Source organism: Mesorhizobium sp. M7A.F.Ca.US.008.03.1.1, assembly GCF_003997495.1.
In the GTDB taxonomy this organism is placed as follows: Bacteria; Pseudomonadota; Alphaproteobacteria; order Rhizobiales; family Rhizobiaceae; genus Mesorhizobium.
Genome location: NZ_RZRU01000001.1, coordinates 248,438 through 264,048, shown reverse-complemented (window position 1 = coordinate 264,048; position 15,611 = coordinate 248,438). Strand labels below are relative to the sequence as shown.

Here is a 15,611-nt window from a genome sequence, read left to right as displayed (position 1 = left end):
CCCGCAATGCATAGCGAGCAAGCCATCGAACCTGGCGATAGGTAAGCGCATTTGCGTATAGGTTGTCAACCGGTATTAGTGGTGCCACTCTTGTTTGCCTCAAAAACGCCTTCAGCACAAATCTCTCCTTTGAGGACGCGCGCAAAACCCTCTTGCAAAATGACTGCACCCCTTATACTGGTGCCAAATAGAGCGTTAGGAGAACGGGCCAATGATCATTGAGAGCGAGGAGAGCGTCACGGCTGCTGTGCTCGATGCCATGACGTCAGCAAGCAGCCCGCGATTGGTGCACGTGATGTCGGCCTTGGTCCGGCATCTTCACGCCTTCGCGCGTGAGGCCGCGCTTTCTGAAGATGAGTTTGAGATCGGTATCGACTTCCTCAATCGCATTGGTCAGGCAACGAACGATCACCATAACGAAGGAATTCTCTTTTCCGACGCCCTCGGCCTGTCCTCCCTCGTCTGTCTCTTGAACAACGGGCGGAGCGGGGCCACCGAAACCGCGGCAGCACTGCTTGGTCCGTTCTGGCGAATGTATTCGCCGCAAACGCACAACGGCGGCAGTATCCTTCGTTCGGATACGCCTGGCTCAGCGCTGTTCGCAACCTGCTCCATTAGCGACCCCGAAGGCAATCCGCTCGCCGGAGTCGAGGTCGATGTCTGGCAGGCCTCACCGGTCGGCCTCTATGAGAACCAGGATTCCACGCAGGCCGATATGAACCTTCGCGGCAAGTTCCGGACCGATGCCGGCGGACGCTTCTGGTTCCGTTCCGTCAAACCTGCGGGATACCCTGTGCCAACGTCGGGTCCGGTGGGCGATCTTTTGCGAGCGCAGAACCGTCACCCTTACAGGCCGGCGCACCTGCATTTCCTTGGTTTCAAGGCGGGATACAAGACACTCATCACCCAAGTTTTCGTCGATGACGACACCCATCTGGAGAGCGACGTCGTCTTCGGGGTAACGCGCCACCTGATCGGCGATTATCGGAAAGGTGCGGGCGCTGCGCCCGACGCCGACGTCAAAGGCGACTGGTACAGCCTCGACTATGCGTTCGTCATGGAACCCGGCGAAGCGAAGCTCCCTGTCCCGCCCATCAAATAGTCTCCAAGAAGGATCCGACCGCGATGCATCCATTGACGAGCGAACACTCCACACAGACCCAAAGCGAGGTTCTTCGAGCGCCGTTTCCCAAATTGCTGACAGGCAAGATCGCCCTCGTCATGGGAGGCGCGGGCGCCATTGGGGCCGCGACAAGTCGGCTTTTTGTCCAGGCCGGTGCCAAAGCGATCGTGACGCATCTGGAAACCGAGAAGGACACAAGGGCCGCGCGGGAGATCGTGGCGGAACTGAGCGGCGCCCATTGCGAGGCATTGCCCGCGGACATTGCCGACACGCAATCGCTGCTTGCCTTGAAGCAGGTGATTGAGCAGCGCTACGGAAGGCTCGATGTGCTTATCAATGCGGCCGGTTATACCGTGCCAGTTCCGCACGGTGATCTCGACGCGCTGACCGATGATCTTATCGACCGCATGTTCACGGTTAACTGGCGAGGTCAGTTCGCGGCGATCCGGACGTTTGCTCCCTTGCTCAAGGCATCGGGCGATGGACTCGTGGTTTCATTGTCGTCCATTGCCGCGTTCACGGGCGTGGGATCATCAATAGCCTATTGCGCGGCCAAAGCTGGAATCGACGTGATGACAAAGGCGCTGGGCCGGGCGCTGGCCCCCCAGGTCCGGGTGCTCGCTGTTTCGCCGGGCGTGGTGGACACACAGTTCGTGCCGGGACGTGGCGAGGATTTTAACGCGAAGGTTGCCGCCTCGACACCGCTCGGCAGAATTGCCGAGGCAGATGATATCGCCGCCGCGATCCTCGCTTGCGCAACAATGCTGACCTATTCGACCGGACACACGATCCAGGTCGATGGCGGCCGTGCATTGTAGGGGTGTGTCGGATGCGCTCTCCCCTCCCGAAGGTGTTCATCACATGTGCCGTCACGGGCAACCTCACATCCCCGTCGCAGACGCCCTATCTGCCTGTAACGCCTGAGGAGATCGCCAACTCGAGTTTGGCCGCGGCGGATGCCGGCGCGGCCATTATTCATATTCACGTGCGCGATCCGATTTCCGGGGCGCCTTCCATGGATATCGCGATGTACCGGGAAGTCATCGACCGCATACGATCCAGGAATTCTCAGCTGATCATCAACCTGACCACCGGTCCAGGCGGACGATTCGTACCTTCGGAACAAGACCCCAGGGTTGCAGGTCCTGGCACCACACTGCTTATCCCGGAAAAGAGGGTGCAGCATATCGCAGCATTAAAGCCGGATATCTGCACGCTCGATCTTAACACGATGAACTCCGCTGGCCAGGTCGTCATAAACACGCCAGCCAATGTCCGGCGCATGGCAGCAGTGATCAACGCGGCCGGCGTAAAGCCTGAACTGGAACTGTTCGATTCCGGCGACATTGCCCTGCTGCATGATTTGGTCAAGGACGGAACGCTGCGCGGGCCCTTGCTGACTTGTTTTATCCTTGGTGTGCAGTACGGCTTCCAACCGAGCGCAGAAACTGTTGTCTACGCACGCAACCTCGTGCCTGAAACCGCCTGCTTTACCGCGATCGGCATTGGCAGGAGCGCCTTTCAGGCGGTCGCACTTTCCTACCTGACCGGCGGCAATATCCGCGTCGGCCTCGAGGATTCTGTCTATCTGGAACGCGGCGTCCTGGCTCAGTCCAACGCAGCGATGGTCGCGAAGGCGCGGCGGATCGTCGAAGACTTGGGCGGTCAGATCGCCTCGCCCACCGAGGCACGCGCGCTGATTGGCCTGTCGCCCTTGGCTGCCTGAACCGCCAAATCCTTCGCTGCCGTCTCATCCTTTGATGCCATGGAGATGAATATGAAACCCGCTGGAAACTGGCGAACGCAAGGCATTGAGGCACATGCGCTGCGCCTCGAGGCAAAAGTGTCAAGCTATGCCGAAATCGCGCTTCCGGTTGCCAGCCACCGACTGCGCGTGCCCAAGGATCACGAAGTTATCGTCGAGGTACTAGCGGCTGCTGTCAATCCTTCGGACGCCAAGGCGGCGACCGGCCTCATGCCATACGCCGTCTTCCCGCGCACGCCAGGTCGTGACTACGCCGGTAAAGTCATAGCCGGACCAGAAACGCTTGTTGGCCTCAAGGTTTTTGGCTCATCCGGCGATCTTGGTATCCGCACTGACGGCAGCCACTCGAGCCATCTTATTGTCGAGGCCGATGCCATCGTCCCTGTTCCAGAAGAATTGACCATGCAGGAAGCCGCCGGCATCGGCGTACCGTTCGTCACCGCTTGGGAGGGTCTGTCCCGTGCGGGTCTTCCGACATCGGAAGATACAGTTTTGATCCTCGGCATCAACGGCAAGGTTGGACAGGCTGCGGCACAGATCGCCTCGTGGCGCGGCGCTCGTGTCATCGGCGTGGTGCGGCGCGAAGAGAGCTATGTTGGCCATTCCACGGGCACGGTCGAGATCATTAACGCCACCCACGACAACGTGCCGGCGCGCGTTCGTGAACTGACAGCAGGAAGCGGAGCCAGCGTCGTTTTCAACACAGTGGGCGATCCCGCCTATGACATGGGCCAAGCTTCCATGGCCGCCGGCGCAAGGGCGATCTTCATCGCGGCCGTTGAACGGCTTGTGACATTCGATATCTTGGCTTTCTACAAAGGCCGTCACACCTATGTAGGGATCGATACGATTGCCCTTGGATCGTTGGCGAGCGGGGCGATCCTTAGGCAGCTCGTGCAGGGCTTTGCGACAAAGGCTCTCAGACCGTTTCCGATCCTGCCCCACGCGATGTACCCACTTGAACGCGCTTATGATGCGTATCAGCTGGTCATGGGCTCGTCTCGGGACCGCGTCATTCTCATGCCACAGGACTTCGATCCGTGCACATAACGCGGTTCGAGGCGGCCCCCGCTTACCAAACAGCCGGCCACGACCATATGACGATGGTCAGGCTGCAGGGTCGCGAAGCGGGCCCCGCAGATCAGTTGTGGCTGGGTGTGTCGACGATACAGCCCGGCGGCGGCACTACGTTGGATACGTCGCCTGCCGAAAAGTTTTATGTCGTTCTGGCCGGACAAGTGCTGGTTTCCAACGGCGCAGAGGAAGTGGTCCTTTCGCCATGGGATTCATGCCGCTTTGCACCTGGCGAGGCTAGGAGACTGCGCAACATCTCCGGCACCGACGCGTCCATACTGTTGGCAATGCCTTTAGCCGGCCACAAGCCAATCGAAGCTCCTTAAATTTCTCAAAGCGAGACGCTCATGCCAATCTATTCCCTCGAGGGTATCCGGCCAAGAATAGCTAATGACAAACGGTTCTGGATTGCCCCCGACGCGGTGCTCGTCGGCAATGTCACCTTGGGCGAGGATGTCAGCATCTGGTTTGGCGCCGTGATCCGTGGCGACAATGATCCGATAATCATCGGCGATGGGACCAATATTCAGGACGGCGCCGTCCTTCACACTGACCCCGGATTTCCCCTGTACATCGGCAATAACGTTACGGTCGGCCATCGTGCGATCATCCATGGCTGCACGATCGGGGCCGGAAGCTTGATCGGCATGGGAGCGACCATTCTGAACGGCGCCCGCATTGGCGAGAATTGCCTGATTGGGGCCAACACACTCGTGAAGGCAGGCACCGTGATCGCAGACTGTAGTCTGGTGGTGGGAAACCCCGGGCGCGTCGTAAGGGAGCTTGGATCCGACGATCTGACGAACATGAAAGCGGCTGGGGTTCGCTATGTCCAGAAGATAGGGACATACCGGGACAGCATGATCGCCTTTGAGAAGCCGGGAAGTGGTCCTTCGCACTTGGCTGTAGTGCCCGCATGATCGAACAACAAGATCATATTCAGAACTTGACCAGCCATTCTTTGCGCCGGTTTCAAGTGACATTTGCCAAAACTAATTCAGTCAGATCGCATGGAGATCCAAATGTCCCTTAAAGGAAAGCATGCCTTTGTAACTGGTGCGAGCCGGGGTATCGGCGCTGCAATCGCGCGCCGGCTCGCGGCAGAGGGCGCCGACGTAGCCATAACTTATGAACGGTCGGCCGATGCTGCCAACAGCCTCGCAGACGAGCTTCGAACATCTGGACAACGCGCCATTGCCATTCAGATGCAAGCATCTGATCCAACCTCAATCAAGACCGCAGTGGATCGGGCGGCCAGAGAGTTGGGCGGTATCAGCATCCTTGTCAACAACGCCGGCATCTGGCGTGCCGGCCCATTTGAGCTAGTTTCCCTCAAGGACATCGACGATACTCTCGCCATCAACGTTCGGGCCGTCATGCTAGCCTCGCTTGCGGTGCTGCCTTATCTCTCTGATGGAGGCCGGATCATCTCTATCGGAAGCAACCTCGCCGAGCGCGTACCTGACATTGGGACCACGCTTTATTCGGCAAGCAAAGCCGCATTGGTAGGTTTTACTAAGGGGCTGGCACGCGATCTAGGGCCACGCGGCATCACTGTGAATATTATCCATCCCGGCTCAACCGATACGGATATGAACCCCGCAGATGGTCCCTACGCCGAGCACCAACGCCAGCGTATGGCAATAAAACAATATGGACGACCCGACCATGTAGCGGCGCTGGTCGCCTTCGTCGCCAGCCCCGAAGCTCAATCGATCAATGGTGCCGGGCTCACCATCGACGGTGGCGCCAATGCATGAGAAGGTTGACCATGAAAGTCCAGCACCGACGGAACCTGCTATCGAGTTGCTATGGTGCCGACGCATCGCCGGATGCGCTGACCATCGCCGCTCCTCAGCAGTCGTAAGCATCACACCACGCCGTCCGCTATCGCAGGGATCACGCTCGAAGTCGCCGGCCGGAAAGTCCACAGGTCGCCGTTCCAACGTCCAGCTTTTGCGACATGAACACCTGGCAGATCAAACCATCTAATTCGCCCAGCATTGCCGACGATAGCGGCATCGATCGATGAGGACTCGCCATACGCTTGAATCAGTAACACCGATGCCGCCTTCATGCCGTGTTCCGCATCAAACTCTCCGCTTCGCTACCAAGCCATTAAGAGTAGCAGTCCCGCCGAATTGCACGCCGTTCTACGCCGAAGCGCTATGCAATGCGTTTGGCGCTTTACATCCCCGCCAATCGCGGTTCAGATCAACCTGTTTAGGAACGAGTGCGAAAGCCGAGAGCAGATCGAGGTGTGTAAGTGGACGGAGGGATAGTCCGCCGAGTGCTAGCTGCGGTCGGCAGGCCCCTACTCCACTCGATTGTTTAAACAGCATATAACCCGTTGAAATTAAAAAGAAATACTTTTCATCGCCGCGCAAATTCCGACATCGAAACCGTCAAAAAGTTACGCTTTTGATTTTAAAGTGAAAATCGTCGGAAAAAATATTTTGAGGTTTCACCAACTATCAGGACCAATCGGGCGATTTCACAACTCGCGTTGTCCTACGACATGCCCAAGCCGTCTCTAAAAAGTACCGTCACCGCTCCAACCAGGAAGGCGACTACGACCGCGGGAACGCCGGACCCGCGCAGATGCACGGCCGTGGCAGGCAAAAAATTACCGTCGTTCTTCTAGCCGTTTGCGTCAAGCCAATCTATTGCCGCGGCAGGGCTTCGAACTCGGGTTAACGCGCTTTCGGGATTGCGGGATAGCTGATTCCATGGGCTCGATTGATTCGGAGCGTCGCCATGGCAGTTGTAGTGCTTGAAGGGTTTGAGAAATCGCGTCTGCGGGCGCTGCTCGATCATTTGCCGCGATCAAGGACCCGCGTGAGCCTTGGCGGGTGGCTCATCTTTGCCCGAAGTCTTGTTTCTAGTGGTGTGCGGCACGATCTGCGATTTCGACGACTACGATCTGATCGCCGACTGGGGCCAGACGCATCTTGCGTTCCTGCGCCGCTATCTGCCCTATGATCATGGTGTTCCCGGCGGCCGCTGGCTGACAATCCTGATGAACCGGATCGATCCCAACCTGTTCTCGGCGGCTTTCACCGATTGGGTCCGACAGGTCTGGCCCGATCGTCCCGAACTCATCGCCATCGACGGCAAGACCTCGCGGCGCAGCCATGACCGCAGCGCCGGCCAGCCAGCTCTGCATCTGGTCTCGGCCTTCGCCACCACGTCGCGCCTGGTGCTCGGGCAGGAAGCGGTGGCCGACAAATCCAGCGAACTCGCGGCGATTCCCGCGCTCATCGAAAGACTTGCCGGCAACGACGGCTTGAAGGGTGCGCTCGTCTCGATCGATGCCGTCGCCACCAATGCCACGATCGCCAGGACCATCCGCGACGCAAAGGCCGATTATCTGCTTGCCGTCAAAGCCAACCAGCCGACGCTTCGCCAGGAGATCGAGACCTTCTTCAACGATGCGCCGCTGACCAGCCTGGACAGCGATACACCGATGTCGACAAGGGCCATGGCCGCATCGAACAGCGCATGGTCACCGTCAGCCAAAGAAGCCGACTGGCTCAGCGGCGACCAGCGCTTTCCCGGCGAACTGCGCCTGCCCGACGCCAGCACCATCATTCGGGTCACGTGGCGCACCGAACTCAAGGATCGTGGGCGCTTCGATACCCGCTATTACATCAGTTCCGCCGCATTATCGGCCAAACAGGCCGCGCAGGCGGTGCGAGGCCATTGGGCCATCGAAAACAGCTTGCATTGGGTGCTCGATGTCGTCTTCAACGACGACCAGTCACACCTGCGCAAAGGCCACGGCGCCAAAAACATGGCGGTCGTCAGACACTTCGCCTTCAACCTCCTCAGAACAATCGCCGACAAGCGATCCCTCAAGAGCAGGCGCAAGATCGCCGGATGGGATACCGCCTACCTCCAGACTATCCTCGGAAACCTAACCCGTTAACCTGGATTCCGGAGCCCTGATTGCCGCGGGGCGCATCATAGCAAGCCTCGGCTAGTAGCTTAGTGTGCCTTTGCATGGAGAACCCGAAGCAAATCGTCTGATGCGTCATCAACATTTGCGTGAAGCTACTCGAAGGAATAGGTGAAGCCCTCCTTGGAGGCACCAACAGTCACCTTTGTCATCTTTTCGCCCTCGAGCGAGCGGTTTAGCACGCCGCGGCTCAATTCAGGCAGGAGCGTATTGGTCAAAATGGCGTCGATCATCCGCCCACCGGATTCGATCTCGGTGCAGCGAGCCTTGACTAGGTCCATGACGCCGTCGCCGATCACCAATTCCGCGTCGTTGGTCGCACGCAGCCGACGAGCGATCTTGGCGAACTGGTGGCGGGTGATCGCTTCGATCATCGAATCCGAGAGCGGATAATAAGGAATGGTCACCACTCGGCCGAGAAAGGCCGCAGGGAAGACCTTCAGCAGTGGGCTGCGCAATTCAGTGTCCAGATCGTCGAGCCCTGCCCGTAGCGTGCCATTCCTGGTCCGGTCCATGATGACTTCGGAGCCGACATTCGAGGTGAGCAGGATCAGCGTGTTCTTGAAATCGATCCGCCGGCCCTCGCTGTCGTCCATCATCCCCTTGTCGAAGACCTGGAAGAAGATTTCGTGCACGTCAGGATGCGCCTTCTCGACCTCGTCGAGCAGGATCACCGAATAGGGTTTGCGGCGGACCGCCTCGGTCAGGATGCCGCCCTTCCCGTAGCCAACATAACCTGGCGGCGCTCCTTTCAAGGTAGAAACTGTATGCGCCTCCTGAAACTCGGACATGTTGATAGAGATGAGGTTCTGCTCGCCGCCATAAAGCGTTTCGGCCAGCGCCAAGGCGGTTTCAGTCTTGCCGACGCCCGAGGGGCCGCAGAGCAGGAACACCCCCACCGGCTTTTCCGGCGCGCCAAGCCCGGCGCGGCTGGTCTGCACGCGTTTGGCGATCATCTCCATGGCGTGATCCTGGCCGACGACCCGCTCCGAAAGCGTGGTGGCGAGCTTGAGCGCCTTTTCGGTCTGGCTGGACAGCATCCGTCCCGTCGGGATACCAGTCCAGTCCTGGACCACGGTCGCCACCGCATTTCGATCGACGGACGGCAGGATCAGCGGTGTCTCGCCCTGAGCGGCGGCAAGCTCAGGCATGAGTTCGCGCAGACGCGCAAGGTCGGCCGCCGGATCTGACGGCGCAGGATCCGCAACCACTGGCACCTCGACCTTGGCTTTGGCCGCAGTGGTCTTCGTCGTTTCGGCCTTGGGCTCAGTCTTGGGTGGCTCAGCCTTTGGTGCCTTTTCTGCGTCCGCCACTGCCGTTTCGGTATCGGCCACTGCGTCCGTCGCCACATCGAGCGGCACGCCCTCGCCGCGCAGCCTGGCGCGCAATTCGAGGATCTCGGCAACCAGCGCCTTTTCACGATCCCAACGCTGCTGCGCCGCGGCCAGAGTGAACTCGCTCTCGGCAAGCCCGGTCTCGACGCGCGCCTGCCGATCGGTCACCTCAATGCCGATCGCGGCCTCGCGGCCGATGATGCCGCGCTCGACCTCCAGCGCCTGGCGGCGACGCATGATGTCCTCGACCTCGGCTGGCGTGGCGTGCTGCGATATGGCGACACGGGCGCAAGCGGTGTCGAGAAGGCTCACCGCCTTGTCAGGCAGTTGGCGCGCCGGGATGTAGCGATGCGATAAGCTGACCGCCGCCTCGATCGCCTCATCCAGTATCTGCACCTTGTGGTGCTGCTCCAGAACGCCGGCGACGCCGCGCAACATGAGAACGGCCACCGCCTCCGAAGGCTCGTCGATCTTGACCACCTGGAAACGGCGGGTCAGGGCTGGGTCTTTCTCGATGTGCTGCTTGTATTCGGCCCAGGTCGTTGCCGCGATCGTACGCAGTTCGCCGCGCGCCAGCGCCGGCTTCAAGAGATTGGCCGCATCGCCGGTTCCAGCAGCGCCGCCTGCGCCGATCAAGGTGTGGGCTTCATCGATGAACAGGATGACCGGGGTTTCGGAAGACTGTACCTCATCGATGACGGCCTTCAGCCGCTTTTCGAACTCGCCCTTCACGCTGGCACCCGCCTGCATCAATCCGACATCGAGCATGCGCACACTGACCCCTTGCAGTGTGGGCGGCACGTCGTCCGCGGCGATACGCAAGGCAAAGCCTTCGACGACCGCAGTTTTGCCGACCCCGGCCTCGCCGGTCAGGATCGGGTTGTTCTGCCGGCGCCGCATCAGGATATCGACGATCTGCCGGATCTCCGGATCGCGGCCGACGACCGGATCAATCTTGCCGTCGCGGGCGCGCTGGGTGAGGTCGGTGGCGTATTTCGCCAGCGCCGAATCGCCGCCCGGAGCCCGCTTCGGCGCCTCCGCGGTGGAGACCGTGGTCGAAGCACCGGCTTCGAGTGAGCCCTCTACGACATCGGCGAACCGCGCGATGACCGCGTCGGCGTCGATCTTGTCGAACTCGCCGCTAATCTTAGACAGCAAGCCTTCCAGAACCGGTGTCTTCAGGCAGGCAAGGATTATATGGCCGCTGCGGACTTCTTCGACGCCGAACTCCAACGTCGCGAGGTTCCAGGCTTCCTGAATGGCATGAAAGATATGGTCGGAGAACTCCTCAATCGATGTGGCCCCATAAGGCAGCTTGTCGACAGCGCGGGGCATATCGGCCGTAAGCCTGCTCGCGTCCACGCCGGCATCGGAGATGATCATCTGCACATCCGAACGGTCGGAAAGCACCAGTTGCTCGATGAAGTGTACGAGCTCGACGTAAGGATTGCCGCGCAGTTTGGCACTGTCGGCAGCAGCCTTGAAGGCGCGGACACCCACAGGATTTAGCTTGCCCACCAACTCCTTGCGTTTGAAGGTCTGCGATGACCGGCGCTGTTCCATCGAACCGTGCTCCTGCGATCTGCCAGCCGATAAACTGCCACATAAGCCGTCACTTGACAAAACGTGTGATGGACGGGGCCTCGATACGCGGTTCAGCCGCTACCTTCCGTTTGTGCAAAGTCCCGCACCACCGGCGGCAAATAACCATGGAATTGGCGGTTTCATGCAATGCATTTCACATTCAGGGTTCGGCAATCACGCTCAAGGGCGGCGGCATTTAGCTTCTGTTAATTTTTAAGCAGTCGTCGAATTGTGGTAAAGTGCAACGGTGTGATAACGTTAGGTCACGTACGGTTCGAGGGTCGGACGTTGGGGGTTGGTGTGATTGATGTCGCACTCTGGCTTACTCCGCTCGACGGTGAAAATCCGTCAGGGGAGGATTTGCGCAACGACCCGGCTTTCCATGAGCTAGAGCGCCTGACCGAGCCCGAGGTCAAGGTCGTCCACGACGGCAACAACAAGCCCACTTCGCAAAGCACCATTCCGGTCGACTGGTCCGCGGTGCTGGAAAAGGCGGCGGACTTGCGCGCGCATGGCCGGGACCTGCGCCTGCTGGTCATCGTAACGCGTGCGCTGGCCAATGAAGACGGACTGGCCGGGCTGGCGCAGGGTCTGACCCTCATTGCGCAGACCTTCGATCAGCATTGGGAAACCATGCATCCGGCCATGCGGCCCAACGCTTTGCCTCGCGATGCCGCCTTGCGCCGGATCAACGCGCTGCTCGACCTGCAGAATGGTCAGGACGGGCTGTTGGCGAACCTGCGGCAAATGATTTTCTTTGCGCCACGCGCGATCGGGCCAATCAGCGGACGCGACCTGGAACAAAGCGCGCTCGACGACCGTGTCATGCTCCAGGAAGCCGCCTCGGGATTGAACATGGCGGAAAAGGCCGCACTGGTGAGTACGCACGGGCAATTATTGAACCGGGTGCGCGCCGGATGTGCGGCACAGATCGATCAGGCCGGTTCAGAGATGGTCGCGTTGGTCGCCGACGCGCGGGCGGCGATCGCGGCCCTTGACGCGGTCGAAACCGCGCTGAGCGCCCGCCTCGAAGGCGGCGGCGCTCCGGTCCCGGACTTAAAGCGGTTTCTGCAGCGTTTGCTGACGACCCTCGAACGGAATTCGGCAGCGGGTGCGGTGGCGAATGGCGCGGCCAAGCCGCCCATTCCGGCAGAACCAGCAACGCCAGCTCGAAACGGTCATGGAGCCGAGACTATGACAAGTGCGGCAAGCTACACGGACTCGAGCACGGGGCTTCCCGACCGGATCTCCTCGCGCGACGACGTGGTGAAGTGCCTCGACCTGGTCGTCGCCTTCTATGACCGCACCGAACCGTCGAGCCCTATACCGCATCTGGCGCGGCGTGTGCGCCGCATGGTGCACATGGATTTCGTTGAACTGATGGAAGATCTCGCCCCGTCTGGGCTGAAGGAATTCCGGCTCCTTGCCGGCGTTCCCGATGTCAAGAAGGCGGCTCAGAAGGATGAAAGGTAACAGACATGCCAGCCGAAAGCAAAGCGAAGGTCATCGAACGAAATCGCGCGCCACGGGTGCAGATCGCCTACGACGTGGAAACCTACGGTAGCCCGACGACGATCGAATTGCCGTTTGTCATGGCCGTGATGGCCGACCTTTCCGGCGCTTCGCAGACCAAGGAAGCGTCAAAATCGGTGCTGGACCGGTCCTTCGTCGAGACCGACGCGAACCGCTTCCCCAAATTCATGGAAGCGCTCGGGCCCCGCGTCAAAGCCCGGGTGAAGAACACGCTGCCGCAAGCCGAAGGCCAGGAGCGCGACGAGGAACTGGCGCTCGATCTGACCTTCACCAAGATGGGTGATTTCGCTCCCGACAAGGTCGCCGAGCAGGTGCCGCAACTGGCCGAGATCCTCAAGATGCGCCGCCAACTCGAGGAACTGCTCGGCTTCATGGACGGCCGCGTCGACGCCGAGAAACGCATCGCGCAGTTGCTGAACAACGAGCCGCTGCTTGGCAAGATCGCCAGCCAGGCACTGGCCGACGACGACAAGGCAGGGGAGTAGACCATGGCCGAACAGCAAAAGACCGCCGCCGTCACCGCCGAGGCCGAAGCCATAAACCTCGACGAATTCAGCGGCCTCCTCGAGAAGGACTTCAAGGTCAAGAAGGACGACAGCGAGAAGCTGCAGCAACTCGTGCGCAATCTCGCGCTCGCGGCGCAATCGCGTTCCGACACCACGACCATCTCATCCAATGCGATTAAGTCGATCAAGTCGCTGATCGCGGGCATCGACAAGATGCTGACGACACAGGTCAACGAGATCCTGCACGCGCCGGAAGTGCGCGAGATGGAAGGCACATGGCGCGGCCTGTGGTATCTCGTCAACAACACCGAGACGGATCAGAAGCTGAAGATCCGGGTGATGAACATCTCCAAGGAGCAGCTGGCCGACACGCTTGAAGACTATGAAGGTCAGATGTGGGACCAGAGCCCGATTTTCAAGAAGGTCTATACGGACGAGTATTCGATGCTGGGTGGCGAGCCGATCGGCTGTGTGATCGGCGCCTATGAATTCTCCAACCACCCGCGCGACGTCGGTCTGCTGCGCAACATCTCCGGCATCTGCGCCTCGGCGCACACGCCGTTTATCGCAGCCGCCTCGCCGCGCCTGTTCCGCATGGACAGCTGGCAGGAATTGCCGAACCCGCAAGACCTGCAGCAAATCGTCTCCAACCCGGCCTATGCCTCGTGGCAGTCGCTGCGCGAGAGCGAGGACGCCCGCTATATCGGCCTGACCATGCCCCGCGTTCTAGCCAGGCTGCCCTACGGCACCGATACCGTTCCGGTGAAGGGCTTCACCTTCGAGGAAGAGGTGGAAGGCGATCACAACAAATATGTCTGGATGAACGCCGCCTTCCCGATGGGCGTCAACATCAACCGCAGCCACAAGCTTTTCGGCTGGGGCACGCAGATCCGCGGCGTCGAGAATGGCGGCACTGTGCTCAATTTGCCGGTGCACAGCTTCCCGACCGACGACGGCTCGATCGCGATGAAATGTCCGACCGAAGTCGCCATCGACGATCGGCGCGAGGCCGAACTGGCCAAGCTCGGCCTGATGCCGATCCTGCATCGAAAGAATACCGATCTGGCCGCCTTCATCGGCGCCCATTCGCTGCAGGACGACGAGACGCGCGCCGGCCGGCTGGTCGACCCCGACGCGCAGTCGAACGAAAGGCTGAGCGCCAACCTGCCCTATCTCTTTCCGGTCTCGCGCTTCGCGCACTATCTCAAGGCGATTGCGCGCGACAAGGTCGGCTCGTTCAAGGAACGCTCCGACATGCAGATATGGCTGACCGAGTGGATCAACCGCTACGTGCTGGCCAACCCGGCCTTTGCCGACGACAAGGCGCGGGCCAAGCGCCCGCTTGCCGCAGCCGAAGTCCAGGTGGACAGCGTGGAAGGACGGCCGGGTTATTACAACGCCCGCTTCTATCTGCGCCCGCATTACCAGTTGGAAGGCATCAACGCCTCGCTGCGGCTGGTATCGGAACTGCCGTCCGTGAAGACCTGATTTGCAGCAACCAGACCTTGTTTTGTTTGAAAGCGGTGGAGAAAGACAATGCCAGTCAAGATTGATGGTTTTCTGAAGGTTCCCGATATCAAAGGGCCCAGCACCCGCGACGGCCACGATGACGAGATCGAAATCCATGGCGTCGACTACAAGATGGTCGCACCTTATGATCCAAATTCGCTGTCACGCCGTGGGCGCGTATCCATGGGCATGATCAAGTTCATCAAGCACTACGACAAATCCTCGCCCTATCTGAAAAAGGCCCTGTTCGAGAACAAAGCGCTTGATGAAGTGGTGTTCTCCGCACGCCGGACCATCGATGGCGAGACCAAGGATTATCTGGTCGTGACACTCACCGACGCCTCGATCATGGAATACGACATGTCGCAGGCAGAGGATGAGGAAGACCTGATCCAGGAAGAGGTCAGCTTCGCCTACAAGAAGATCAAGTTCGTCTATGACGGCAATGACGAAGCCGAAATGGATGTCTATGTCGGCAAGTGAGGTTCGGCGGCCCGGCGCGGGCAAGCAGCAGATCGCGGGCAGCCTGCGGGCGAAAAGCGAGGCGGTCCAGCCGTCGCTGTGGGATCGCCTCGTCAACGACCTGCCGGGCTTGACCTCGGAGATAGACGGGCTGCGCCATGTCCTGCTGGACGAGCTTGGCGCGGACCGTCTCGATACCCTCGTTGCCGGCAGTGCGCGGACCATCGATGCGGATGCGGAGCTGACGCCCGATCAGAAACGACGTCTGCATCGCCTGGCCTTTCAGACCCAGCACCGCGTCGAGATCGAAAGCCGTGGCGTGGTGGTGTCGGCCCGCGTGCTGCGGGAAGCAGTGCGGCGGGACATCGAGGCGCTGTTCAATACCGAGCGCTTCGAGGCCACGCTGCTGCTTTCCGACCTGGAAAACGAGCAGATGGCGGACAATCCGCCGTCGCTCGCAGATTTTCCGGAGGTGCGTCGAAGCGTGGTCAATTACGGCGTGCCTTCCTTCTCGGGCAGGTCGTCCCGCGACTTCGACCGCGACGTGCTGGCACGCGAAATCCGCTCGGTGCTCGCCACCTTTGAGCCCCGGCTCAAGGAAAGCGCGACGAAGGTTAGCGTCACCGTCGGCGACAAGACCGTGGGCCTGAAGATCGAGATAGACGCCGTGCTGATCATGACGCCCACACCGGAACGCATGCGCCTGCGCACCACGATCAATCTCGACAACGGCTTGGCGCGGACCGAAATTAGGGACGCCTGA

At 60.2% G+C, this 15,611-nt stretch carries 15 protein-coding genes; 13 read left to right on the top strand and 2 right to left on the bottom strand.

The window, feature by feature from the left end; translation table 11 throughout:
- Nucleotides 1-211: 211 nt before the first annotated feature.
- The 7 genes from EOA16_RS01170 (at nucleotide 212) to EOA16_RS01140 (ending at nucleotide 5,722) form a co-directional block, all read left to right on the top strand.
- Entirely contained in the window at nucleotides 212-1,102 is an 891-nt protein-coding gene (locus EOA16_RS01170) for a dioxygenase (RefSeq protein WP_127254956.1), read from the top strand.
- A 23-nt stretch (nucleotides 1,103-1,125) separates the two neighbouring features.
- Complete coding sequence (locus EOA16_RS01165) at nucleotides 1,126-1,941, top strand: SDR family oxidoreductase (RefSeq protein WP_206517297.1); 816 nt, start codon at nucleotides 1,126-1,128, stop codon at nucleotides 1,939-1,941.
- Nucleotides 1,942-1,952: 11 nt separating this feature from the next.
- A complete protein-coding gene (locus tag EOA16_RS01160) occupies nucleotides 1,953-2,849 on the top strand; it encodes a 3-keto-5-aminohexanoate cleavage protein (RefSeq protein ID WP_127254955.1) in 897 nt (298 codons plus the stop codon).
- 51 nt (nucleotides 2,850-2,900) lie between these two features.
- Nucleotides 2,901-3,938: a zinc-binding alcohol dehydrogenase family protein gene (locus EOA16_RS01155; RefSeq protein ID WP_127254954.1), complete on the top strand. Its 1,038-nt coding sequence runs from the start codon at nucleotides 2,901-2,903 to the stop codon at nucleotides 3,936-3,938.
- A 47-nt stretch (nucleotides 3,939-3,985) separates the two neighbouring features.
- Entirely contained in the window at nucleotides 3,986-4,288 is a 303-nt protein-coding gene (locus EOA16_RS01150; RefSeq protein WP_245455819.1) for a cupin domain-containing protein, read from the top strand.
- A gap of 21 nt (nucleotides 4,289-4,309) precedes the next feature.
- A complete protein-coding gene (locus EOA16_RS01145; RefSeq protein ID WP_127254951.1) occupies nucleotides 4,310-4,882 on the top strand; it encodes a gamma carbonic anhydrase family protein in 573 nt (190 codons plus the stop codon).
- Between the two features lie 102 nt (nucleotides 4,883-4,984).
- A complete protein-coding gene (locus EOA16_RS01140) occupies nucleotides 4,985-5,722 on the top strand; it encodes a 3-oxoacyl-ACP reductase family protein (protein WP_127254949.1) in 738 nt (245 codons plus the stop codon).
- Between the two features lie 110 nt (nucleotides 5,723-5,832).
- On the opposite strand, the gene EOA16_RS01135 is transcribed toward EOA16_RS01140, so the two are convergent.
- Nucleotides 5,833-6,039 carry a hypothetical protein gene (locus EOA16_RS01135; RefSeq protein WP_127254947.1) on the bottom strand — a complete coding sequence of 69 codons (207 nt, stop codon included), beginning with the start codon at nucleotides 6,037-6,039 and terminating at the stop codon, nucleotides 5,833-5,835.
- A 786-nt stretch (nucleotides 6,040-6,825) separates the two neighbouring features.
- On the opposite strand from EOA16_RS01135, the gene EOA16_RS01130 reads away from it, so the two are divergent.
- Nucleotides 6,826-7,890 (top strand): ISAs1 family transposase, encoded by a 1,065-nt coding sequence (locus tag EOA16_RS01130; protein WP_245455818.1) that lies wholly within the window; start codon nucleotides 6,826-6,828, stop codon nucleotides 7,888-7,890.
- Between the two features lie 125 nt (nucleotides 7,891-8,015).
- Here the strand turns inward: EOA16_RS01130 and tssH are convergent, their stop codons facing one another.
- Entirely contained in the window at nucleotides 8,016-10,817 is a 2,802-nt protein-coding gene (gene tssH / locus EOA16_RS01125; RefSeq protein ID WP_127254945.1) for a type VI secretion system ATPase TssH, read from the bottom strand.
- Between the two features lie 321 nt (nucleotides 10,818-11,138).
- On the opposite strand from tssH, the gene tssA reads away from it, so the two are divergent.
- From tssA to tssE, 5 genes are read left to right on the top strand one after another with little or no spacing between them, the layout of a single operon-like run.
- On the top strand, nucleotides 11,139-12,311 hold the full coding sequence (gene tssA / locus EOA16_RS01120) for a type VI secretion system protein TssA (RefSeq protein WP_127254944.1): 1,173 nt from the start codon (nucleotides 11,139-11,141) through the stop codon (nucleotides 12,309-12,311).
- A gap of 5 nt (nucleotides 12,312-12,316) precedes the next feature.
- Nucleotides 12,317-12,856, top strand: coding sequence for a type VI secretion system contractile sheath small subunit (gene tssB / locus EOA16_RS01115; protein WP_023767752.1), 540 nt, complete (start codon nucleotides 12,317-12,319; stop codon nucleotides 12,854-12,856).
- Between the two features lie 3 nt (nucleotides 12,857-12,859).
- Entirely contained in the window at nucleotides 12,860-14,365 is a 1,506-nt protein-coding gene (gene tssC / locus EOA16_RS01110) for a type VI secretion system contractile sheath large subunit (protein WP_023767751.1), read from the top strand.
- Between the two features lie 48 nt (nucleotides 14,366-14,413).
- Nucleotides 14,414-14,869, top strand: a complete 456-nt coding sequence (locus tag EOA16_RS01105) for an Hcp family type VI secretion system effector (RefSeq protein ID WP_115143971.1) — start codon at nucleotides 14,414-14,416, stop codon at nucleotides 14,867-14,869.
- A complete protein-coding gene (gene tssE / locus EOA16_RS01100; protein WP_127255317.1) occupies nucleotides 14,856-15,611 on the top strand; it encodes a type VI secretion system baseplate subunit TssE in 756 nt (251 codons plus the stop codon). Before EOA16_RS01105 ends, tssE begins: the two co-directional genes overlap by 14 nt.